This window comes from Sinomonas atrocyanea, assembly GCF_030812675.1.
Taxonomy (GTDB): domain Bacteria; phylum Actinomycetota; class Actinomycetes; order Actinomycetales; family Micrococcaceae; genus Sinomonas; species Sinomonas atrocyanea_B.
Genome location: NZ_JAUSTE010000001.1, coordinates 487,650 through 510,134, shown reverse-complemented (window position 1 = coordinate 510,134; position 22,485 = coordinate 487,650). Strand labels below are relative to the sequence as shown.

Sequence of the window (22,485 nt, the reverse complement as noted above, 5' to 3'; positions counted from 1 at the left end):
CGCAGACGCCTGTAGGCCAGTCCGGCATTGCGGCCCTCATCGACCGTGAAGGGTCCGCTGGGCAGGCCCTCGGGGAGCGGGCGTGGCGTGCGCATGGGGCCATCGTGCCCGAGATCCAGGGAAGGCGTCCGAAGTTATCCACAGCCTCGGAGTCCCTGCCGAACGCCGCATCAGGACATGCCGTGATGCGGGCGTCTTTGCGGCATGTCCTGATGCGGGGTTGAGGCGTGGCCGGGCTCGGGCGGGGATAGGCGGCTGGGGCCGGACATAGTCGGCCCGTAGTACAGGATCGAGCGGCTCGCCTGCGCAAGCGCGACGAGGCGCAGCATGAGCTGGCGGTTCATGTGCATCCCGACTGCGGCGCGGGACACGAGGTCCTCGAGGTCTCCGGCCCCGTCCACGTCGGCGACGTCTGCCGCGGCGATGAGGTCCGCGGCCTCGGCGTAGGCGCTGAGCACGTTCTCCGCCACGGGCACGCCGAGCCGCTCCATGGCCTCCAGATGGTCGTCCAGGGCTGCGCGCGCCCCTGTCGGCAGGTCCGGCCAGCCGCGCTCGCGGACGATGCGGGTGCCTGCTTCGGTGCGCCCCGGCTGCGGCGACCCGTGCCCCAGGACCACGGACCGGAGGGCCTTCATCACCTCGATGCGGTCCTCGCCGCCATCGATGAGGTCCACGATCGCGCGCACGGTCGCGACGCTGAGCCCCAGGCCCTTCCGGAGCACCCGGATCGTGCCGAGCCTGCGCACATGCGGGTCCCCGTAGTCGGCCAGGGTGGCGTTGACGGCCCTGCCAGCGGGCAGCAGCCCTTCGCGGAGGTAGAACTTGATCGTCGCGGCCGGCGTCCCGGTCCGCGCGGCGAGTTCGGCCAGCTTCATCGGGCCTCCTTCCTGGGCGCCCAGGGAGAGTGGATTGGATAGCTGCGTGCCCTGCCACTCTCTTGGTGGCGCGTGCGAACATTACCCCACTAGTTTGAGTAATTGAGCCCGCGGGTCCGAGGGAGCGTTTATGGAACATGGGGGGCGCTCCCTCGGACCCGGGTGCTCAGCAACAATTCATGGCCAACTCTCGTATTTTACATGTAAAATGAGTCTATACGGGAAGCACAGCGTCATGGGGGGCGAAGTGGACAACGCGATGTGGCGGAGCCTTTCGAGGCAGATCGCAGGGATTGACGAGCCGAAGCAGCCGGATGACGGCGAATTCGCCGCTCTGCTCGGGCGGCTCGAGGCCTTCGTGGGGGAGCGCGGCCGGGTCCCGGAACGCACGGCAAAGGAACCCGACGAGGCGCGCCTCGGCTCGTGGATCGAGGCGCAGCGCCGCGCCGACCACGGCGGCCGGCTCTGCGACGAGCGCCGCACCCGGCTTGTCGACCTCCTCGGCCCGCGCTGGTTCTCGCGGAGCTGACCCGCCGCCCGACGGGGCCCGGCGGCGCTGGTCTCGGATTGGCCCGGGGCGGCCGCGCTGGGTTGCGCCGGGCCGCGTCAGAACAGCCCGGTGACCTGGCCCTCGTCGTCGAGGTCCATGCGCAGCGCAGCAGGCTGCTTCGGAAGCCCCGGCATGGTCATGAGGGAGCCCGTCACCGCGACGATGAACCCGGCACCAGTGCGCGGCCACAGCTCGCGCACGTGCACCGTGAAGCCCTCGGGCGCGCCCAGCAGCGACGGGTCGTCGGAGAACGAGTACTGCGTCTTCGCCATGCACACGGGCAGGCTCTCCCAGCCGTTCTCGCGGATCTGCTGCAGCGTCCGCCTGGCCTGGTCCGAGAACTCGACCCCGACGCCGCGGTAGACCTCGCGCACCACCGTGGCGATCTTCTCCTCGACGCCCATCTCGAGCGGGTAGAGGTGCTTGAGCGTCCCCGGCGCCTCGAGCGCGGCGAGCACCTCGCGCGCGAGGTCGTCGCCGCCGTCGCCCCCGCCGCCGCGGCCCCACACGTCCGCCACCGCGACGCGGACGCCGGCCCCGCGGCACAGGCGCACGACGGCGTCGAGCTCCTCGGGCGCGTCCGTCCCGAACCGATTCACCGCCACCACCGGCTCGAGGCCGAACTTCCGCACGTTCTCCACGTGCCGGGCGAGGTTGACGAAGCCGCGCTCGAGGGCCTCCACGTCCGGCGCGGTGAGCGCGTCCTTGGGCACGCCGCCGTGCATCTTGAGCGCCCGCACCGTCGCGACCACCACGACCGCGGAGGGCGCCACGTCCGCGTACCGGGCCTTGATGTCCATGAACTTCTCGGCCCCCAGGTCCGCCCCGAACCCGGCCTCGGTGACCACCACGTCGGCGAGGCGGCGCGCCGTCGTGGTCGCGAGGGCCGAGTTGCAGCCGTGGGCGATGTTCGCGAACGGGCCGCCGTGGACCAGCGCGGGGGTGCCCGCGATCGTCTGGACGAGGTTGGGCTTGATCGCGTCCTTCAGGAGCATGGCCATGACCCCGGCCGCGCCGAGGTCCGCGACCGTGAGCGGCGTCCGGCCGTAGGTGTAGCCGAAGGTGATGCGGCCCAGCCGCTCCTTGAGGTCCGCCGCCGAGGACGCGAGGCAGAACACGGCCATGACCTCGGACGCGACGGTGATGTCGAAGCCGGCCTCGCGCGGCACGCCCTGCGCCGGGCCGCCGAGGCCGATCACGATGCCGCGCAGTGCCCGGTCATTCATGTCCATGACGCGCTTGAATGTGACCCGGCGCGGATCGATGTCGAGGGCGTTGCCCTGGAAGATGTGGTTGTCGATCAGCGCGCACAGGGCGTTGTTCGCGGCGGTGATGGCGTGGAAGTCGCCGGTGAAGTGGAGGTTGATGTCCTCCATGGGCAGCACCTGCGAGAGGCCGCCGCCCGTCGCGCCGCCCTTCATGCCGAGGATCGGGCCCAGGCTGGGCTCGCGGATGGCGATCATGGTCCGCTTCCCTGCGCGGGCGAGGGCGTCCGCGAGGCCCACCGTGAGCGTGGACTTGCCCTCGCCGGCCGGGGTGGGGGAAATCGCCGTGACCAGGACGACCCGCCCGTGCCGGTCGCCGGCGCCCAGTCGGGAGAGGTCGACCTTGGCCTTGTGGCGCCCGTAGAGCTCGAGGGCGTCCTCGGGGATGCCCGCCTGAGCGGCGACCTCGACGATGGGCCTGAGCGTCGCGGCCCGCGCGATCTCGAGGTCGGAACGGACGTGGGGGCCCTGGGCGCTGGCGCTGGGCGACGGTGCCGTGGCGGTCATGGCGACACCCTACCCCGCAGGCGCGGCGGCCGAGCGGAGCTGGCCTTGGCACCGACGAGTGTGCGGCTCCTGCGGGGTGACCTCCCGCTTCCGCGGGGTGACCTGGGCGGTCAGGGGAGGCGGAGCCCGGCCAGCTCGTGGAGCGCGGTGCGGTAGGCGGCGCGGGTGCCCTCGGCGGTCTGCTCCCAGCCGAAGCGCTCGGCGTAGATCGAGGCGGCGCGTCCGAGGTCGCCGCGGGTCTCCGGGTCGTCGTGCAGCTGCTCGAGGACCGCGGCCCACGCCGACGGCTCGTGGCCGTCCACGAGGAAGCCCGTCCGGCCGTCGCACACGGCCCGCGTGAGGCCGCCGACCCGCGCGGCGACCACCGGGGTGCCGCACGCCTGCGCCTCGAGCGCCACGAGCCCGAACGACTCCGAGAAGCTCGGCATCGCCACCGCGTCGGCGGAGCGGTACCACTCCGCGAGCTCGTCCGCGGGCACCGGGGGGAGGCGGTGGACCGCGGCCCCGACCCCCTCGCTGCGCGCGAGCAGGTCCAGGTCGAGCCCGGCCGAGCCGCTCGGCGCCCCGATGATCGTGACGCGCAGGGGGATGTCCGGCCGCCGACGCCGGAGCTCCGCCGCCGCCGCGACCAGGACCTGCGGGCCCTTGAGCCGCTGGATCCTGCCCGCGAAGAGCACGTGGAACTCCTCGGCGCCGATCCCGCGGCCGCGCCGGGACCGGCCCCGGAACGCCGGGCGGAACACGGCCAGGTCGACGCCGGGGGACACCACGTCGATGCGGTCGTCGTCCACGTCGTAGTGCCTCACCAGCTCGTCCCGCTCGGCGGGCGTGTTGGCGGTGAAGCGGGCCGCCTCCTCGGCCAGGCGCTGCTCCCCGCGCTCGCGGTTGCTCGGCTCGGGGACGTCGCCGGCGGCCAGATGCTGGTTCTTGACCCGCGCCATCGTGTGCATGGTGTGCACGAGCGGCACGCCGAGCGCGCCGGCCACCTCCAGCCCCGCGAGGCCCGAGACCCAGTAGTGGCTGTGCACGATCCGGGGCAGCTGCTCCCCGGCGGCGGCCGCGTCCATGATCCTCGCGAGCATTGCCGCGGCGAACTCCTCCACGAGCGGGGGCATCTGCTCCTTGGCCAGGCGCCGTACGGGCCCGGCGGCCAGGTGGTGCACCCGCACGCCCGGCACGAGGTCCACCGCGGCGGGCTGCCCCGGTGCGGTGGCCCGGGTGTAGATGTCCACGCCCACGCCGCCGGCCGCGAGGGCACGCGCGAGCTGGGCGACATAGACGTTCATCCCGCCCGCGTCCCCGGCACCCGGCTGCTCCAGGGGGGACGTGTGGAGGGAGATCATCGCCACGCGGTCACGGTGCTGCACGTCCCCTAGGCTACGTGGCCGGGCCGGAGCGCCCGAGCCGGCCCGGCGCCGTCGTGCGCCCCGAGTAGACTCGGGTGGTGACCTCCGAGCCCGACACCGTCCCTTCCGCCATGCCCAGCACCCGCCTCCCGGAGCGCGCCGCCGTGATCGACCTCGACGCGATCCGACACAACGTGGGGGTCATCCGCAAGGTCGCGGAGCCGGCCCGGGTCATGGCCGTGGTGAAGGCGGACGGCTACGGGCACGGGGCCGTCCCCGTGGCCCGCGCGGCGCTCGAAGCCGGGGCCTCGTGGCTCGGCGTCGCGCACATCAGCGAGGCCCTCGCGCTGCGGGCGGCGGGCATCGACGCACCGATCCTCGCCTGGCTGCACACCCCGGACTCGAACTTCTCCGCCGCCGTCGCCGCCGGGATCGACCTCGGCTGCTCGGGCTGGGAGCTCGAGGCCATCGTGGCCGCCGCCCGCGAGCAGGAGCGCCCCGCCCGCGTGCACCTCAAGATCGACACGGGCCTGGGCCGCAACGGCGTCACCGCGGACCGGTGGGAGGCCGTGGTCGGCGAGGCCGTGGAGTACCAGGACGAGGGCCTGCTGCGCGTGGCCGGGGTCTTCAGCCACCTCGCCGTCGCGGACGAGCCCGAGCGCCCCGAGACCGACGCGCAGCTCGACGCGTTCCGCGAGGCCGTGGCCCTGGCCGAGGACGCCGGCTGCGACCTCGACGTCCGCCACATCGCCAACTCGCCCGCGATCTTCTCCCGCCCGGACGCCCACTTCGATCTCGTCCGCGCCGGCATCTCGATCTACGGGCTCTCCCCGTTCGCCGAGCAGACCTCCGCGGACCTGCGCCTCCGCCCGGCCATGACCCTGCGCGCCACCCTCTCCCAGGCCAAGCGCGTCCCCGCCGAGCAGGGCGTGAGCTACGGGCTGACGTACCGCACCGCGTCCGCCGGCGCGCTCGGCCTCGTCCCCCTCGGCTATGCCGACGGCGTCCCGCGCACCTCCGACCGCGGGCCGGTCCGGATCGCCGGGCGCACCTACCCCGTGGCCGGCCGCGTGGCGATGGACCAGATCGTCGTGGACCTGGGCCCCTCCGCCGACCCGGCCGAGCTCGCCGGCGCGGAGGCAGTCCTGTTCGGCTCCGGCGCCGACGGCGGCCCCACCGCCGACGACTGGGCCCGCGCCGCCGGAACCATCAACTACGAGATCGTCACGCGCATCAGCCAGCGCGTCCCGCGGGTCTACGTGGGGGAGGGCGCATGAGCGGCGCTCCGGAGTGGGAGGCCGCGTTCGCGCCGGCCTCCGCGGAGGAGACCCAGGCCCTCGGGGCGGCCCTCGGCGGCGTGCTCGGCGCGGGCGACCTCGTGGTGCTCACCGGCGAGCTGGGCGCCGGCAAGACGACCTTCACCCAGGGGCTCGGCGAGGGCCTCGGCGTCCGGCCGGGCATCATCTCCCCGACGTTCGTTCTGGTCCGGATCCACCCGAACCTGATCCACGGCCCCCGCCCGGGAGGCCCCGACCTCGTGCACGTCGACGCCTACCGGCTCAGCGGCCATGGCGAGGTCACCGACCTGGACCTCGAGAACTGGGCCGACTCCGCCGTGACCGTCGTCGAGTGGGGCCGCGGGCTCGTCGAGGACCTCTCCGACAGCCGCCTCGACATCGAGCTGCGCCGGCCGCACGCCGCGCCCGGTGCGGCCGCCGCGGGTGCCGCGCGCACCCTCGACTTCGACGCCGAGGACGACGACGAGCCCCGCCTCGTCGTGATCCGAGCCTACGGCCCCCGGTGGTCACAGCCCCCCGGCGTGCACTGGCCCGCCGTCGAGCGCGTGGACCCCGCCGCCTTCGACGCCGCCGAGTTCGGCGCCGGCTTCGGTGCCGCCGGCCAGGCAGGGACCGACACGACGGAGGGGGACCGGTGATCATCCTCGCCATCGACACCTCGGCGGTCGCCTCCGCCGCGCTCATCCGCTGCCACGAGCCCCTCGCCCCCGAGGCCGCCGGCGCCGCGGTGCTGGCCTCCTTCGCCACCGAGGACACCCGCTCCCACGCCGAGGTCCTCGCCCCCGGCGTCCGCGCGCTGCTGGCCGAGCAGGAGCTCGCCGGGGCGGACATCGCCCGGATCGTGGTGGGGGTCGGGCCCGGACCGTTCACCGGGCTCCGCTCGGGCATCGCGACGGCCCGCGCGCTCGCGTTCGCCTGGGACGTGCCGCTGGACGGGGTCATGAGCCTGGACGCCCTCGCTTGGGACGCCGTCCAGGCGGGCGCCCCGGCGGACGGGTTCACGGTAGCGATCGACGCCCGGCGCCGCGAGCTCTACTGGGCCCGGTACGCCTCCGACGGCACCCTCGTGGACGGCCCGCACGTCACCGCGCCCCAGCAGCTTCCCAGCCTCCCCGCGTACGGCGCCGGAGCCGGCCTCTACCGGTGGCAGCTCGAGGATGCCGGGGCATCCGTCGACGAGGCCTTCGACCAGGCCCAGCCCACTGCGGCCTCGCTCGGGCTCGTCGCGGCCGCCCGCCTCGCCGCCGGCGCGCCCCTGCTGGACACCACGCCGCTGTACCTGCGCGAGTCCGACGCCCAGGTCCCCGGCCCCCGGAAGCGAGCCCTGTGAACGGCGAGGTGCCCGCCCGGCTGCCTGCCGGCGTCGTGCTCCGCGACATGACGGACGCCGACGTGCCCGCCGTCCACGCCCTCGAGCGGGCCCTGTTCCCGGTCGACGCGTGGCCCGAGCAGATGTTCCGCGACGAGCTCAGCCAGCCCGAGACCCGCCGCTACTACGTCGCCGAGGAAGCCGGGCCCGAGGGGAACCGGATCGTCGCCTACGCCGGGCTCCTGTGCGTCCAGCCGATCGCGGACGTCCAGACCATCGCCGTGGTGCCCGAGCGGGAGGGCCGCGGGATCGGGTCCGCCGTCCTCGCCGAGCTCATCGCCGAGGCCCGGCGGCGAGGCGCGGAGGACGTGCTGCTCGAGGTCCGCGCGGACAACCCCCGCGCGCAGGCCCTCTACCGCCGCTTCGGCTTCGCCCAGATCCACCTGCGCCGACGCTACTACCGCGACGGCGCCGACGCGCTCATCATGCAGCTGCCGCTGCGGGCCGGCGAACCGGCCGCACCGGCGGGAGGGGAGACGGAATGAACCGCCAGGAGCCACTCGTCCTGGGCATCGAGTCCTCGTGCGACGAGACCGGGGTGGGGATCGTGCGCGGCACCACGCTGCTCGCCAACACCGTCTCCTCCTCGATGGACGAGCACGTCCGCTTCGGCGGGGTGATCCCCGAGATCGCCTCCCGCGCCCACCTCGATGCCCTGGTCCCCACCCTCCGCGAGGCCCTCGACACTGCCGGCGTGACCCTCCAGGACGTCGACGCGCTCGCCGTCACCACCGGCCCCGGCCTCGCCGGCGCGCTGATGGTGGGGGTCTGCGGCGCGAAGGCCCTCGCCGTCGCGACCGGCAAGCCCCTCTATGCCGTGAACCACCTCGTGGCGCACGTGGGCGTGGGGCTGCTCGACGACGGCGTCTACGAGGGTGAGCTGCCCCCGCACCTCGGCGCCCTGCTCGTCTCGGGCGGCCACACCGAGGTGCTGCGGGTGCGCAACATCGCGGGTGACGTGGAGCTGCTCGGCTCGACGATCGACGATGCCGCCGGCGAGGCCTACGACAAGGTCGCACGGCTGCTGGGCCTCGGCTACCCGGGCGGCCCCGTGATCGACAGGCTCGCGCGCGAGGGGAACCGCAAGGCCATCCGCTTCCCGCGCGGGCTCACGCAGCCCAAGTACATGGGCACCGCCGAGGAGCCGGGCCCCCACCGCTACGACTGGTCGTTCTCCGGGCTCAAGACCGCGGTGGCTCGGTGCGTCGAGCAGTTCGAGGCGGCCGGGGAGCCGGTGCCGGTCGCGGACATCGCGGCGTCGTTCCAGGAGGCCGTGGTGGACGTCATCACCTCCAAGGCGATCCTGGCCTGCCGCGAGCAGGGCATCCAGAACCTGCTGCTCGGCGGGGGCGTGGCCGCCAACTCGCGGCTGCGCGAGCTCACTCGGCAGCGGTGCGAGGCGGCCGGGATCTCCCTGGCCGTGCCCCGGTTCTCCCTGTGCACGGACAACGGCGCCATGGTCGCGGCCCTCGCGGCGCGGGTGATCATGGACGGCGGGGAGCCCAGCGGGCTCGAGGTCGCCCCCGAGTCCTCGCTGCCGGTCACCACGGTCGTCGCGCGCTAGGCCGCGGGCCGGCGTCCGAAACTGCATCAGTCCGGAGTGGAAGAGCCGCTCTGGGGCCCTGCTGGCGTCCCGGTGATGGAGTTTCGGTCGCTCCGGGCCCGGCGCGAGGGCTCAGGTTTTCCACGAACAGCCGGCACCGCGTCCCCGGCGCGCCCTCCGTCGGGAGGATGCCTGCATGGATCGACTTGCAGAGTTCTTGGCAGCCATGGGAGGCAGCGCACGCGCGGCCCAACTCCAGGAGCACTTCTCGACCCGCCAGCTGCGCTCAGCGGTCCAGGCCGGGAGCGTCGTGCGGCCGTCTCAGGGGCTCTATGCCCTCGGCCTGCTCGGGGCATCCGAGAAGAAGGCCCTCGAGGCGAGAGGGGCCCTGTTCGGGCGGACGGCCGCACTGGCCCATGGCCTGGGAGTGCTCCACCGGCCAGCTCGGGTCGAGCTCGCGGTGGCGCGCGGGGCCCGGGGCGCGTCCTGCGACGGGCACTGCGGTGGTGACGCGCCACCTGCCAGCGGGTGACCTCGTGGGGAGGGGGGCGGTGCGGGCCACGTCGCTCGTCCGCACGGTGCTCGACTGCGCGGCCGCCCTGCCCTTCGCCGAGGCCCTTGCCATCGCCGACTCTGCGCTCCGCAGCGGGGGCGTCACGGAGCACGAGCTGCGCGATGCTTCCCGGCGGTGGGTGGGGCGAAACCGCGCGTCGCAGCAGCGGGTCCTCGACCACATGGACGCCCGGGCCGCGAACCCCTTCGAATCCGGGCTCCGGGCGGCCTGCCTCGAGGCCGGCGTCACGATGGAGCCCCAGGTCTGGATCAGGACCGCCGCGGGCATGTGCAGAGTGGACCTGGCCAAGAAGCTCAAACTCGTAGCGGAGGCGGACAGCTTCGAGTGGCACGGCGGCCGCGAGAGCCTGCACCGTGACTGCACGCGCTACAACGAACTGGTCCGGGCCGGCTGCACGGTGCTCAGATTCAGCTGGGAGCACGTCATGTACGCCCGGCCGTGGATCGGAGAGGTCGTCTCGGCGGTCGATGCGCGTCTCGAAGTGCACAACTCAGCTGCGAAAGGGCGCCGGCCAGCCCGCGCGGCCTGAGTGATGCAGTTTCGTCCCGGCTGCCCGCTACCGGCGCGCGCTCCAGGCCACCAGTCCCTCCACGAGCGCGTACACGGCAGCCGCCGCCGCGACCCACAGGGCCGCCTGCCCGTGCGAGGTCGCGGCCAGCACGCCGACGACGATCACGAGCAGGACGAGGATCCGCGCAGGGGAGCGGCGCTGCGGGCGGTCGCTCACGCGTAGCCCTCGCGCATGAGCCGGGCCTCCTCGAGCACCACGGCGCGCAGGTCCCCGCCGTGGGCCTCCGCCACCCGGCGCTGGCGCTGGTACCCGGCGCCCCGGGTGATGATGCCCTCGATCCCGCGCAGCTCCTTGGCGCAGCCGAGGTCCTCGGCGATGGGGCCGAGCCTGTCGAGGGTCTCGGCCAGATGCTCCGTCACGAGCCGCTCGTTGCCCTCGGCGTCGAGGATGATGATCGCGTCGAGCCCGTACCGCGCCGCGCGCCACTTGTTCTCCTGCACGTGCCACGGCGGCATCGTGGGGATCGGCTCGCCGGCGTCCAGCGCCCGGGAGGCCTCCTCGACCAGACACTGGGTGAGCGCCCCGATGGCGCCGATCTCCTCGAGGGTGGAGAGCCCGTCGCAGACCCGCATCTCGATCGTGCCGAGCCGCGGCACGGGGCGGATGTCCCAGCGGATCTCGCTGATCAGGTCGATCACGCCGGTCTTGAGCATGTCGTCGACGTAGTGCTCGAACCCCGCCCAGTCCGGGAACTGGAACGGCAGCCCCGCGGTGGGCAGCTGCTGGAACATGAGGGCGCGCTGCGACGCGTACCCGGTGTCCTCGCCGCTCCAGAAGGGGCTCGAGGCCGAGAGCGCCTGGAAGTGCGGGAAGTAGTTCACGAGCGCGTCGAGGACGGGCATGGCCTTGTCCCGCCGGTCCAGGCCCACGTGCACGTGGACCCCGTAGATCACCATCTGCCGCCCCCACCACTGCGTGCGGTCGATCAGCTTGGCGTAGCGCTCCTTGTCCGTGACCGGCTGGAGCCGCGGCTGGCTGAACGGGTGGCTCCCGGCGGAGAACAGCTCGACCCCGACCCGGTCCGTGATGCTCCGCACCGCCGCGAGCGACTCGCCCAGGTCCGCCACGGCGTCCCCGACCGTGCTGTGCACGCCGGTCACGAGCTCAACGGTGTTGAGCAGGAGCTCCTGGTGGATGCGCGGCGTGTCGCCGAACAGCTCGGGCCGCTCGGCCGTCAGCCGCTCGAGGACCTGGGGCGCGAGGGAGACCAGCTCGCCGCCGTGCTTGTCCACGAGGGCCATCTCCCATTCGAGTCCGATGGTGGACTGCTCGGACGGCGCGAAGTCGATCTCCAGTGTGGGACCCCCGGGGGTGAGGCCGGCGGCGCCGGCTGGCTGTGCACAAGTGGTCCAAGTCTACGGGGCGTCAGGCCCGGGCGAGGATGGCGTCCGTCCTTGCCGCATCGGGCAGGCAGCCGTATCCGAGTCCGCGTCCGGACCCCAGCCGCGCGGCGATGAAGGCCTCGGCCACGGCGGGCTCGCCGTCGAGCAGGAGGGTCGCCTGGAGGGCCAGCGCGAGCGTCTCGGCCAGCCGCCGCGCCCACGCCTCCGCCTCCGCGGGCTCGCGCGCGGCGTCGGCCATGAGGGCGAGGGCCTGCTCGAGGTGGGCGTCCAGGGCGGCGTGGGCGCCGCGGTGGAGCTCGAGCTCCTCGGCGAGCGCCTCGGCCGAGTCGGGCTCGCGCTGGAGGGCGCGCAGCACGTCGAGCGCCACGACGTTCCCCGATCCCTCCCAGATCGCCATGACCGGCTGCTCCCGGTACCGCATGGCCAGCGGGAAGTCCTCGGTGTACCCGTTGCCGCCGAGGCATTCGAGGGCCTCGGCGGCGTGTGCCGGCCCGCGCTGGCACACCCAGTACTTGCCGATCGCGGTCGCGATCCGGGCGAACGCCCGCTCGCGCCCCGCGCCTTCGGAGGCTGCCGGGCTCGGGACGGACGACGGCGCGTCCCCCGCGGCGGCGCCCGGCCGCGCCGGCGGCGACCACACGGCGTCGTCCGCGGCCGCGAGCCGCAGCCCCAGCGCCACCGCGGCCTCGTACTCGAGCGCGAGGTCGGCGAGGACGGCCGCCATCGCGGGCTGGTCGACGAGGCGGCGGCCGAACGCCCGCCGGTGCCGTGCGTGCCAGAGCGCCTCGGCGACGGCCTGCCGCATGCCCGCGGCCGTGCCGAGGATGCAGTCGAGGCGGGTCTCGTGGACCATCTCGAGGATGGTCCGCACGCCACGTCCGGGCTCGCCGACCCGCCAGCCGAGCGTGTCCTCGAGCTCGACCTCCGCAGAGGCGTTGGCCCGGTTGCCGAGCTTGGACTTCAGGCGCACGAGCCGGAACGGGTTCCGCGTGCCGTCCTCGAGCACGCGCGGGACGAGGTAGCAGGAGATGCCCTCGGGCTCCCGGGCGAGCACGACGAACGCGTCGCTCATGGGGGCGGAGCAGAACCACTTGGCCCCGGTGAGCAGCGCGGTGCCGTCACCGGCGTCGCGCGCCGCGGTGGTGATGGCGCGCACGTCCGAGCCTCCCTGCCGCTCCGTCATCGCCATCCCCACGAGCGCTCCCGGCTTGCGCCCGGCGGAGACCAGGCGCGGGTCGTAGCCGTCGCCGTAGAGGCGGGGGAGCCAGAGGCGGGCGACGTCGGCCTGCCGCGACAGGGCGGGCACGGCCGCGTGGGTCATCGAGACCGGGCAGGCATGGCCCGGCTCGACCTGGGCGAACAGCATGAACGCCGCGGCCCGGGCCACGTGGGCGCCGGGGCGCGGGTCGGCCCATGCGGCGGTGTGCGCTCCGTGGGCTACCGCGGCGGCGAGGACGTGGTGGTAGGCGGGGTGGTACTCGACCTCGTCCCGGCGCGCACCGTAGCGGTCGAGGGCGTGGAGCACGGGCGGGCACGCGTTGGCCAGGCGCGCGTTCTCGGCGAACTGCCCGGACCCGACGAGCCGCCCCACCGCGGCCAGCTCGCCCGAGGCCCAGCTCGCGCCGAAGCGGCGGACGCCGTCGACGAGCGCGGCATTGGCGGAGAACTCGTCGACCCCGACCCGCGGGGGCGGCTGGTTGGCGCCGTCCGCGCCCCCGTCGGTGTGCTCCATCCTCCCATTGCACACCGGGGAATGTCCGGGGACCAGAGTCCGTTATTGACAACGACTCTCATCAAATGATCGGAAGGAGCATCATGAAGGTCCGCAACTCGCTGCGTGCGCTGAAGAAGGTCCCCGGGGCGCAGGTGGTGCGCCGCCGCGGCAGGACGTACGTCATCAACAAGCGGAATCCCCGGCTCACGGCGCGCCAGGGCTGATCTGGCCGCGCACCGGGCGCGCGGGGGTCGGCACGGCACTAGCCTTGTGCCGTGCCGATCCTCAACAAAGACATGACGCTGTGCATCTCGCTCTCGGCCAGGCCGAGCAACAACGGGACGCGCTTCCACAACTACCTCTACGACGCGCTCGGGCTGAACTGGATCTACAAGGCGTTCGCGCCGACCGACCTCGCGCAGGCCATCGCGGGGGTGCGGGGGCTCGGCATCCGTGGCTGTGCCGTCTCGATGCCGTACAAGGAGGACGTGATCGCGCTCGTGGACCGGATGGACCCGTCCGCGGCAGCGATCGACTCGGTGAACACGATCGTCAACGACTCCGGGGTGCTCACGGCGTACAACACCGACTACACCGCGATTGCCCAGCTCATCGCGCGCAACGGGCTGGACCCGGCCTGGTCGGTCCTGCTGCGCGGCTCGGGCGGCATGGCGAAGGCGACCGCCGCGGCGTTCCGGGACGCCGGCTTCACGGACGTGACGATCGTGGCCCGCAACGAGGCCGCGGGCCGCGGGCTGGCCGAGCTGTACGGCTTCACCTGGGCCCCGGAGCTGGGGGAGCGCACCGCCGACGTCCTCGTCAACGTGACCCCCATCGGCATGGCCGGCGGCCCGGACGCCGAGGCGCTGGCTTTTCCGGAGCCGGCGGTCCACGCGGCCCGCGTCGTCTTCGACGTCGTGGCCCTCCCGGCGGAGACGCCGCTCATCAAGGCCGGTCGCGCCGCCGGGAAGATGGTCATCTCGGGGGCCGAGGTCATGACGATCCAGGCGCTCGAGCAGTTCGTCCTCTACACCGGAATGCGCCCCACCGACGAGCAGGTGCGCGCCGCCGAGGAGTTCATGCGCGCCCAGTAGCCACCGGCCCTCCCCGGCCCCTCCGCCCCGCCCCGACGTTGAGGGGTCATCTCCCAACGTTGCGGGGTCATCTCCCAACGTTGAGGGGTCATGTCCCAACGTTGTGGGGTCATCTCCCCCAGGGACATGACCCCTCAGTGCAGGGACATGACCCCTCAACGCGGATCAGGCGGGCTCGACGACGGCCGCCACGCGGTCGTCGCCGATGCGCGTGAGCACGAGCGTGGCCTTCGCCGTGGCACCCTTGCGCTGCCCCGCGAGGAGCACCCGGCGCAGCTCCTCGGGCGTCACGGAGGCGCCCCGCTTCTTGATGTCCAGGACACCGATGCCCTGCTCGCGCACCCATGCGCGCAGCGCCTTGACGTTGTACGGCCGCACCTCGAGGACCCGGTACGCCTTCGCGAACGGCGTCTGCACGAGCTGCGGCGCGCAGATGTAGGCGATGTGCGGGTCCACGAGCGTGCCGCCCAGCCGCTCGGCGAGCTCGGCGACCAGCCCCGCGCGGATCACGGCGCCGTCGGGCTCATAGAGGAAGCCCTCGAGCGGCCCGATCCGGGGCTCGGCCCCGGCACCGAAGTCCGTCTCGGCGACCAGCTCCGCCGCGCCACCGTCCCCCAGCACGAGGGCGGCCCTGCGCACGCTGGGCCGCTTGAGCGCATTGAAGTACAGGGCCACCTCCGCCACGTCGCCCTGCACGGAGACCCACTGGGCCTCGCAGCCCGCGGGCACCGACGCGTGGGGCAGCCCCGGGCCCAGCTTGACGCCCACGGGCAGGCCGCGGGCGGCGAGGCCCTCGACGAAGCTCAGCGGCGGCGAAAACTCCTCCGGGTCCCACAGGCGGGTGGTGCCGGAGGCCGACGTCGAGCGCCGGGCCGGATCGAGCCAGACGCCGTCCACCCCGGACAGGTCCACCGACTGCGCGTCGGCGTGCACCACCCGGGCGTGCGGGAAGGGCATGAGGTTCATCGTGGCGCACGCGGCGGTCGTCTCGTCGAGCTCCACCGCGGTGACCTCGAGGTCGAGGGATGCCATCGCCATCGCATCCGCGCCGAGGCCGCACCCGAGGTCCGCGACACGCCCGACGCCGGCGTCGACGAACCGCCGGGCGTGGCGCGCCGCGACCGAGAGGCGGGTGGCCTGCTCGAGCCCGGCGCGGGTGAAGAGCATGCTCGAGGCGAACTCGCCGAACTTCGCGGCGGCGCGGCCCCGCAGCCTGGCCTGGGAGAGGACGGCCGAGACGAGCTCGGGGGAGTGGCCCGCCTTGCGCAGCCGCCCGCTGATCGCGAGCGCATCCTCCTCGCGGTAGGGGCCGAGCGAGTTGAGCAGCGCCCAGCCCTCCGGCGTCAGCAGGGGTGCCAGCTGGTCCGGGGCGTGTCTGTCGTCGGGCATGCCATCCAGCGTAGTGCGCCGCGCGGCCGGAGCTCATTGGTTAGGCTGGTGGGCATGGAGACCAGCCGCAGCGTCGACCCTGTTCCAGCTCGACCGGATGCAGGCCCTCTCGCCCGGCTGCGGCCCTACGCGCGCCCCGTGCTCATCGCGGGCATCGTCATCACCGTGGTCGCCGCGGTGCTGCTCGTCGTCGTGATGGGCCTGGACGCCTTCAACGCCACCGTGTACTCGGTAGGCGGGAAGAACATCAGCGACGCCACGCCGGAGGCCCAGTCGCTGCGCGACCAGTTCCTCGGCGCGAAGGTCGGGTCCATCATCGGCCTCGTCGTCGGCGGCGTCGCCCTCGTCGCCTCGATCGCCGTCATGTACGCCACCCGCGGCCTCGACGGCGACGACGAGGACGACGACCTCGGCTACGACGAGCTCGCGGGCGAGTAGGTTCCGCAGCTCAAGTACCGGGTTCGGACTCCGCTCAACGCCCGGGTCACGACACCCGTTGGCACTCGCCTTGACCGAGTGCCAACGCGCTCACTAGAGTCGCCAGTAGCACTCGGCAGTGCCGAGTGCTAACCCTGTCAGGCACGCTCCCGGCACCCGCGACGACGGTTGCTTGCCCGGCTCACCATCCGTGACCCGTTGAAGTAAAGGAGAGATCCGTGTCGGTCTCCATCAAGCCCCTCGAGGATCGCATTGTCGTCAAGCCGCTCGAGGCCGAGCAGACCACCGCGTCCGGCCTCGTGATCCCGGACACCGCGAAGGAGAAGCCGCAGGAGGGCGAGGTCGTCGCTGTCGGCCCCGGCCGCGTCGATGACAACGGCAACCGCGTGCCCGTCGACGTCACCGTCGGCGACGTGGTCCTCTACTCCAAGTACGGCGGCACCGAGGTCAAGACGGGCGGCTCCGAGTACCTCGTGCTCTCGGCCCGCGACGTCCTGGCGATCGTCGTCAAGTAACGCTCCCGCGCTGCGCCCCGGCCGCTCCCTGCGGCCGGGGTGTCGTGCTTGATCCAGACACACAGGAGTAGCGAATGGCTAAGCAGCTCGCATTCAGCGACGCCGCGCGCAAGGCCCTCGAGACGGGCGTCGACAAGCTCGCCGACACCGTCAAGGTGACCCTCGGCCCGCGTGGCCGCAACGTGGTCCTCGACAAGAAGTGGGGCGCCCCCACCATCACGAACGACGGCGTGACGATCGCCCGTGAGGTCGAGCTCGACGACCCGTACGAGAACCTCGGCGCCCAGCTCGCCAAGGAGGTCGCCACCAAGACCAACGACGTCGCCGGCGACGGCACGACGACGGCGACCGTCCTCGCCCAGGCCCTCGTCAAGGAGGGCCTGCGCAACGTGGCCGCCGGCGCGGCCCCGGGCGAGGTCAAGCGCGGCATCGAGGTGGCCGTCGAGGCCGTCGCCGCGCGCCTGAAGGAGAACGCCCGCGAGGTCTCCGGCCGCCACGTCGCCAACGTCGCGGCGATCTCGGCCCAGTCGGAGGAGATCGGCGACCTGCTCGCCGAGGCTTTCGACAAGGTCGGCCAGGACGGCGTCATCACCATCGAGGAAGCCTCCACGACCCAGACCGAGCTCGTGCTCACCGAGGGCATGCAGTTCGACAAGGGCTACCTCTCGCCGTACTTCGTCACGGACGCGGAGCGCCAGGAGGCCGTCCTCGAGGACGCGCTCATCCTCATCCACCAGGGCAAGATCTCCTCGCTGCAGGACTTCCTGCCGCTGCTCGAGAAGGTCCTCTCCGCCTCGAAGCCGCTGTTCGTCATCGCCGAGGACGTGGACGGCGAGGCCCTCTCGACGCTGATCGTCAACCGCCTCCGCGGCACGCTGAGCGTCGTGGCCGTCAAGGCCCCGGGCTTCGGCGACCGCCGCAAGGCCATGCTCCAGGACATCGCGACCCTCACGGGCGCGCAGGTCGTCTCCCCGGAGGTCGGCCTGTCCCTGGACCAGGTGGGCCTCGAGCAGCTCGGCACGGCGCGCCGCATCACCGTCACGAAGGACAACACGACCATCGTCGACGGCGCCGGCACCACCGAGGATGTGCAGGGCCGGGTCGCGCAGCTGCGCGCCGAGCTCTCCCGCACCGACTCCGACTGGGACCGCGAGAAGCTCCAGGAGCGCCTCGCCAAGCTCGCCGGCGGCATCGGCGTGATCAAGGTCGGCGCTGCCACCGAGGTCGAGCTGAAGGAGAAGAAGCACCGCATCGAGGACGCGGTGTCCTCGACCCGCGCCGCCCTCGAGGAGGGCATCGTGGCCGGCGGCGGCTCCGCCCTCGTGCACGCCGTGCGCGCCCTCGACGAGGACGCGGCCGTCACGGCGCTCGACGGCGACGCCGCGGTGGGCATCGGGATCGTGCGCCGCGCGCTCGTCCAGCCGCTGCGCTGGATCGCCCAGAACGCCGGGCACGACGGCTACGTCGTCGCCGCGCGCGTGGCCGAGGCCGAGGTGAACCACGGCTTCAACGCCAAGACGGGCGAGTACGAGGACCTTCTCGCGGCCGGCGTCATCGACCCGGTCAAGGTGACCCGCTCCGCGCTGCGGAACGCCGCCTCGATCGCGGCCCTCGTCCTGACCACCGAGACCCTCGTGGCGGACAAGCCGGCCGAGGACGAGGACGCCCACGCGGGCCACAGCCACTGAGGCTGGCCCTCCCGCCCGGGCGAGCACGACGGCGGCCGCGCCCCTCCCGCACGAGGGGCGCGGCCGCCGTCGTCCGTGCGTAGGGTCCCCCGCGCGGGGGTGTGCTTTCATATGGAGCGGCAACGCCTCTCACAGCGAACGCACAGGTTGGCGGGGCGCAATGGAGGGGCAGGAAAATCGGCTGACGAGAAGGAGTGGGGCTGGCGTGGTGGCCGAAGGACACAGGCAAGCAAGTGGGGGGCGTGTCTTCCGACCCGAGATCCAGGGCCTGAGGGCGGTCGCCGTGGCGCTCGTGGTGCTCTACCACGTGTGGCTCGGGCGCGTCTCCGGGGGCGTCGACGTGTTCCTCATGGTCTCCGCGTTCCTCATGACGGGCCAGTTCGTGGCCCGGCACCGCCGCGGCGAGCGCACCCACCTGCTCAAGCACTGGCTCCACGTCTTCCGGCGCCTGCTGCCCGCGGCGGCCGTGACCATCGCCGGCACCGTGGTCGCCGCCGTCATCTTCCTCCCCGCGACGCGGTGGGGGGACGTGCTGCGCGAGGGCGCGGCGTCCCTCGGCTATGTGGAGAACTGGCTCCTGCAGAGCGACGCCGTGGACTACTACGCCCAGGACCACTCCCTCGCGAGCCCCTTCCAGCACTTCTGGTCGCTGTCGATCCAGGGGCAGATCTTCATCCTCTTCCCGCTCGTCTTCGTGGCGCTCGGCGCCTTCGCACGACGCCGGGGCCTCGCCTACGAGAAGGTCCTCACCGTGGGCTTCGCGGCCGTCTTCGCCGCCTCGTTCGCCTTCTCCGTCTGGTTCACGGTCGCCGACCAGGTGCAGGCGTACTTCTCCCTGCCGGCCCGCATCTGGGAGTTCGCGCTCGGGAGCCTGCTCGCCCTCGCGATCGACCGCGTGCGCGTGGGGCGGCGCGCCGCGCTCGTGATGGGCTGGGGCGGCGTCGCCTCGATCGTGGCCTGCGGGCTCGTGCTGGACGTCCAGGGCCTCTTCCCCGGCGCCATCGCGCTCTGGCCCACGCTCTCGGCCGCCGCGGTGATCCTCGCGGCCCAGAACGGCGGACGCTTCGGCGTGCACCAGGTCCTCGCCTCGAAGCCGCTGCGCAAGCTCGGCGACATCTCCTACGGCCTGTACCTGTGGCACTGGCCCGTGCTCGTGATCGCCCTGACCTGGCGCCAGCGCGAGGAGGCCGGCTGGCTCCTCGGCACGCTCGCGGTCCTCGTCTCGGTGGTGCTCGCGTGGGCCACGATCCGGTTCGTGGACACGCCGTGGCGTGCGTGGCGCTGGCCGGAGCAGCGGCTGCGCAACGGGTTCGCCGGGGTGGCCGCATGCGTGCTCGTCGGCGTCGCGCCCATCGCTGCGGTGCAGGGCAGCGTCCAGACCACCACGAAGCAGGTCGAGGCGCGGGCCGCCGTCGACAACCCGGGGGCCGAGGCCCTCGACCCCGATTACGACGACAAGGCCTCGTCCACCGCGAGCCTGATCCCGGTGGCCCAGAAGGTGCCCACCGACTGGTACGGGCTGCCCCAGAAGTGCTCGCCCGACCTCAAGGTCCCCGAGTCGCTCGCGTCCGTCTGCGGGATGAACGCCGTCACGGCCAGCGAGGCCAAGACCATCGTGGTGGTGGGTGACTCGCACGCCGAGCAGTGGATGGCCGCCCTCGAGCCGGTGGCCGCCAAGCGTGGGGAACGGGTGGTCTCCCTGCTCAAGGGCGGCTGCGTCTACGCCCCGACCACGAAGTCGGGCAACACCGACTGCGACGCGTTCAACGCCTCGGTGGCCGCCTACCTCGCGGCGAACCCCCCGGGAACCGTCTTCATGGTCGGGACGGTGGCGGCGGCGTCGTCGCCGGCGGAGACGCTCTCGCCGGGACTCGATGCGGTCGTCTCGGCCCTGACCGCGAAGGGCTCGACCGTGGTCGCGCTCCGCGACAACCCGCGGTTCTCGTTCAACATGGCCGACTGCGTGGCCCAGAACGGCGCGTCCTCGCCCAAGTGCAACCTGCCCCAGTCGTCGCTGCTCGCCCCGAAGAACCCGCTCGTCGCCTTCGCGGCCGCCCACCCGCAGCACTTCGTGCAGATCGACATGACGGACCTGCTCTGCCCGAGCGGAATGTGCCACGGGGTCATCGGCAACACGTACGTCTACCTCGACGACAACCATGTGACGAGGACCTATTCGGCGTCGATGGCCACGATCCTCGGGCAGCGTCTTTCTGCGGCGGGTCTTTCGTGATAAGTGAGGGCCTCGTCTAGACTGGGTGCTTCCGCCCAGCCCTGAGGAGGCCCTCGACGTGACGCCCGCGCGCCCTGAGACCCTGGACCCGGTCCGTCAGCCAGAGCGGTCCCCGGGGACCGCGCGGTCGGCGAGGCGCGGGTTCCGGCCGGAGATCCAGGGCCTGAGGGCCGTCGCGCTCGGCCTCGTCGTCGCCTACCACGTCTGGCTCGGGCGCGTCTCCGGGGGAGTGGACGTGTTCCTGCTCGTCTCCGCCTTCCTCATGACCGGCCAGTTCCTCGACCGGCACCGCCGCGGCGTCCGGGTGGGGCTCGTCAAGCGCTGGATCCACACGTTCCGCCGGCTGCTGCCTCCCGCCGTGGTGACCATCATCGGCACAGTGGTGGCCGTGATCGCGTTCCTGCCGCCCACGCGGCTCGGGCCCGTGCTCGAGCAGGCCTGGGCGTCCCTGGGCTACGTGGAGAACTTCGTCCTGCAGCGGGACGCGGTGGACTACTACGCCGGCGACCATGCCCTCGCGAGCCCGTTCCAGCACTTCTGGTCGCTCTCGATCCAGGGCCAGGTCTTCATCGTCTTCCCGGTGATCTTCGTGGCGGTCTCGGCCCTGTGCCGGGCCCGCTCCCTGGACTACTGGGGCGTGCTCCTGAAGGTGTTCGGGGCCGTCTTCGTCCTCTCGCTGGCCTACTCGGTCTACTTCACCGCCGTGTCCCAGTCGGAGGCGTACTTCGACACGTTCGCCCGCCTGTGGGAGTTCGCCCTGGGCGCCCTCGTGGCGCTCGTCGCCCAGCGGGTCGACCTGCCGGCCCGCGTGGCCGCCATCGCCGGCTGGGTGGGCCTCGCCGGGATCGTCACCTGCGGGCTCATCCTGCGGGTCGACGGCATGTTCCCCGGCGCCGCGGCCCTGTGGCCCACCCTCTCGGCCTCCGCCGTGATCCTCGCCGCCGATTCCGGCGGCCGCGCCGGCGTCCACCGGCTCCTGGACACACCACCGCTGCGCAAGCTCGGCGATATCTCCTACAGCCTCTACCTGTGGCACTGGCCGGTCCTCGTCATCGCCCTCGCCGTCACCGGCAAGGAGCGCATGGGCTGGCTCTCGGGCAGCGTGGCGATTGCCGGCTCGCTCGTCCTGGCCTACCTCACCACCCGCTTCATCGACCGCCCGTGGCGCGCCTGGGCCTGGCCGGAGAAGAACCGCCGCCGGGGGCTGCTCTCGCTCGCGGCGTGCGGCGCCGCGGTCGCCGTGCTCGTGGGCAGCGTGCAGATCTCCCTCGACGCGGCGAACCACCGCGCCCTCGCCAACGCCTCCCGGGACAACCCCGGCGCCGCCGTGCTGGTGCCCGGCTACAACGGCCACCCCGATCCGAAGGCCGAGCTCCTGCCGGCGGCGGACCAGCTCCCCTCGGACTGGGCGGGCCTGCCCGATCCGTGCGACGACGACCTCGGCCTCTCCGACACGCTCCGGGACCACGGCTGCACCCAGATCGGCGCGTCCGGGGCGTCCAAGACCGTGCTCGTGGTGGGGAACTCGCACGCCCAGCAGTGGCTCGGTGCCCTCGCGCCCATCGCCCAGCAGCGCAACTGGCGCCTCTACCAGCTCCTCAAGGGCGGCTGCCAGTTCCAGCCGCCGCGCGGGGACGGCGCGGACGAGTGCGACCAGTTCAACGGCGCGGTCCTCCAGCAGATCGCGGACCACAAGCCGGACGCCGTGGTCCTCGTCGGGACGGCCGCGGCGCCCTCGAGCCCGAAGGAGACCACCACGCCGGGCCTCGAGGACCTCGTGAAGACGTTCGAGTCCGAGGACGTCGACGTCATCGCGCTGCGCGACAACCCGCGCTTCACGTTCAACATGGCCGACTGCGTGACCGGCTCCGACCCTGAGTCCTGCCGGGTGCCGGTCTCCCAGGCCCTCGCGGCCGAGGATCCGCTCGCCCCGCTCGCGAAGACGTACCCCAAGACCCTCCACCCGATCGACATGACCGACATGCTGTGCCCGCAGGGCCAGTGCGAGGGGGTCATCGGGAACGTGTACGTGTATCTGGACGACAACCACGTCAGCGCGACGTACTCCGCCTCAATGTCCTCCATCCTGGAGCAGCGCATCTCCCGCGCGACGGGGTGGACCTAGGCCCCCACGGGCGGCCACGGTGTGCGATTCCTCACCCTGACCGCCCCG

At 73.0% G+C, this 22,485-nt stretch carries 22 protein-coding genes; 15 read left to right on the top strand and 7 right to left on the bottom strand.

Translation table 11 applies throughout. From position 1 onward, the window contains the following. Positions 1-170: 170 nt before the first annotated feature. Entirely contained in the window at positions 171-875 is a 705-nt protein-coding gene (locus J2W20_RS02320) for a MerR family transcriptional regulator (protein ID WP_307004200.1), read from the bottom strand. Between the two features lie 235 nt (positions 876-1,110). Between J2W20_RS02320 and J2W20_RS02315 the strand changes: the two genes are divergently transcribed. After that, positions 1,111-1,404, top strand: a complete 294-nt coding sequence (locus J2W20_RS02315; RefSeq protein WP_307004198.1) for a helicase associated domain-containing protein — start codon at positions 1,111-1,113, stop codon at positions 1,402-1,404. Positions 1,405-1,481: 77 nt separating this feature from the next. Here the strand turns inward: J2W20_RS02315 and J2W20_RS02310 are convergent, their stop codons facing one another. After that, on the bottom strand, positions 1,482-3,197 hold the full coding sequence (locus J2W20_RS02310; protein ID WP_307004196.1) for a formate--tetrahydrofolate ligase: 1,716 nt from the start codon (positions 3,195-3,197) through the stop codon (positions 1,482-1,484). A 110-nt stretch (positions 3,198-3,307) separates the two neighbouring features. Next, positions 3,308-4,540, bottom strand: coding sequence for a D-inositol-3-phosphate glycosyltransferase (gene mshA, locus J2W20_RS02305; protein WP_307004716.1), 1,233 nt, complete (start codon positions 4,538-4,540; stop codon positions 3,308-3,310). A 134-nt stretch (positions 4,541-4,674) separates the two neighbouring features. Between mshA and alr the strand changes: the two genes are divergently transcribed. From alr to J2W20_RS02270, 7 genes are all read left to right on the top strand, one after another. Further along, entirely contained in the window at positions 4,675-5,820 is a 1,146-nt protein-coding gene (alr, locus tag J2W20_RS02300) for an alanine racemase (protein WP_307004714.1), read from the top strand. Beyond that, complete coding sequence (gene tsaE / locus J2W20_RS02295; RefSeq protein WP_307004194.1) at positions 5,817-6,479, top strand: tRNA (adenosine(37)-N6)-threonylcarbamoyltransferase complex ATPase subunit type 1 TsaE; 663 nt, start codon at positions 5,817-5,819, stop codon at positions 6,477-6,479. The genes alr and tsaE overlap by 4 nt, the downstream gene beginning before the upstream one ends. Next, positions 6,476-7,171 carry a tRNA (adenosine(37)-N6)-threonylcarbamoyltransferase complex dimerization subunit type 1 TsaB gene (gene tsaB / locus J2W20_RS02290; RefSeq protein ID WP_307004193.1) on the top strand — a complete coding sequence of 232 codons (696 nt, stop codon included), beginning with the start codon at positions 6,476-6,478 and terminating at the stop codon, positions 7,169-7,171. The genes tsaE and tsaB overlap by 4 nt, the downstream gene beginning before the upstream one ends. 47 nt (positions 7,172-7,218) lie before the next feature. Continuing rightward, positions 7,219-7,695 carry a ribosomal protein S18-alanine N-acetyltransferase gene (gene rimI / locus J2W20_RS02285; RefSeq protein WP_307004712.1) on the top strand — a complete coding sequence of 159 codons (477 nt, stop codon included), beginning with the start codon at positions 7,219-7,221 and terminating at the stop codon, positions 7,693-7,695. Then, positions 7,692-8,774: a tRNA (adenosine(37)-N6)-threonylcarbamoyltransferase complex transferase subunit TsaD gene (gene tsaD / locus J2W20_RS02280; RefSeq protein ID WP_307004191.1), complete on the top strand. Its 1,083-nt coding sequence runs from the start codon at positions 7,692-7,694 to the stop codon at positions 8,772-8,774. Before rimI ends, tsaD begins: the two co-directional genes overlap by 4 nt. Positions 8,775-8,949: 175 nt before the next feature. Next, a complete protein-coding gene (locus J2W20_RS02275; RefSeq protein WP_307004189.1) occupies positions 8,950-9,285 on the top strand; it encodes a hypothetical protein in 336 nt (111 codons plus the stop codon). Between the two features lie 19 nt (positions 9,286-9,304). Further along, positions 9,305-9,856: a hypothetical protein gene (locus J2W20_RS02270; protein ID WP_307004188.1), complete on the top strand. Its 552-nt coding sequence runs from the start codon at positions 9,305-9,307 to the stop codon at positions 9,854-9,856. Positions 9,857-9,883: 27 nt separating this feature from the next. Here the strand turns inward: J2W20_RS02270 and J2W20_RS02265 are convergent, their stop codons facing one another. The 3 genes from J2W20_RS02265 to J2W20_RS02255 all read right to left on the bottom strand — a co-directional run bounded on the left by J2W20_RS02265 (position 9,884) and on the right by J2W20_RS02255 (position 12,973). After that, entirely contained in the window at positions 9,884-10,054 is a 171-nt protein-coding gene (locus tag J2W20_RS02265; RefSeq protein ID WP_307004187.1) for a hypothetical protein, read from the bottom strand. Beyond that, on the bottom strand, positions 10,051-11,193 hold the full coding sequence (locus tag J2W20_RS02260; RefSeq protein ID WP_307004710.1) for a glutamate--cysteine ligase: 1,143 nt from the start codon (positions 11,191-11,193) through the stop codon (positions 10,051-10,053). The genes J2W20_RS02265 and J2W20_RS02260 overlap by 4 nt, the downstream gene beginning before the upstream one ends. 70 nt (positions 11,194-11,263) lie before the next feature. Beyond that, positions 11,264-12,973, bottom strand: a complete 1,710-nt coding sequence (locus tag J2W20_RS02255) for an acyl-CoA dehydrogenase family protein (protein WP_307004186.1) — start codon at positions 12,971-12,973, stop codon at positions 11,264-11,266. Positions 12,974-13,056: 83 nt separating this feature from the next. Here J2W20_RS02255 and ykgO point away from each other — a divergent pair, with 83 nt between their 5' ends. Further along, positions 13,057-13,179, top strand: coding sequence for a type B 50S ribosomal protein L36 (gene ykgO / locus J2W20_RS02250; protein WP_307004708.1), 123 nt, complete (start codon positions 13,057-13,059; stop codon positions 13,177-13,179). A 51-nt stretch (positions 13,180-13,230) separates the two neighbouring features. Continuing rightward, on the top strand, positions 13,231-14,049 hold the full coding sequence (locus J2W20_RS02245; RefSeq protein ID WP_307004184.1) for a shikimate 5-dehydrogenase: 819 nt from the start codon (positions 13,231-13,233) through the stop codon (positions 14,047-14,049). Positions 14,050-14,214: 165 nt separating this feature from the next. Here J2W20_RS02245 and J2W20_RS02240 read toward each other — a convergent pair whose 3' ends face one another. Next, entirely contained in the window at positions 14,215-15,438 is a 1,224-nt protein-coding gene (locus J2W20_RS02240; RefSeq protein WP_307004182.1) for a class I SAM-dependent methyltransferase, read from the bottom strand. Between the two features lie 54 nt (positions 15,439-15,492). On the opposite strand from J2W20_RS02240, the gene J2W20_RS02235 reads away from it, so the two are divergent. From J2W20_RS02235 to J2W20_RS02215, 5 genes are all read left to right on the top strand, one after another. Further along, on the top strand, positions 15,493-15,876 hold the full coding sequence (locus J2W20_RS02235; protein WP_307004180.1) for a hypothetical protein: 384 nt from the start codon (positions 15,493-15,495) through the stop codon (positions 15,874-15,876). Between the two features lie 218 nt (positions 15,877-16,094). Continuing rightward, positions 16,095-16,391, top strand: coding sequence for a co-chaperone GroES (gene groES, locus J2W20_RS02230; RefSeq protein WP_043120020.1), 297 nt, complete (start codon positions 16,095-16,097; stop codon positions 16,389-16,391). Between the two features lie 74 nt (positions 16,392-16,465). Then, positions 16,466-18,079: a chaperonin GroEL gene (gene groL, locus J2W20_RS02225; protein WP_307004178.1), complete on the top strand. Its 1,614-nt coding sequence runs from the start codon at positions 16,466-16,468 to the stop codon at positions 18,077-18,079. Positions 18,080-18,239: 160 nt separating this feature from the next. Beyond that, entirely contained in the window at positions 18,240-20,312 is a 2,073-nt protein-coding gene (locus J2W20_RS02220) for an acyltransferase family protein (RefSeq protein ID WP_307004176.1), read from the top strand. Positions 20,313-20,337: 25 nt separating this feature from the next. Then, positions 20,338-22,437, top strand: coding sequence for an acyltransferase family protein (locus J2W20_RS02215; RefSeq protein WP_307004174.1), 2,100 nt, complete (start codon positions 20,338-20,340; stop codon positions 22,435-22,437). Positions 22,438-22,485: the final 48 nt, after the last annotated feature.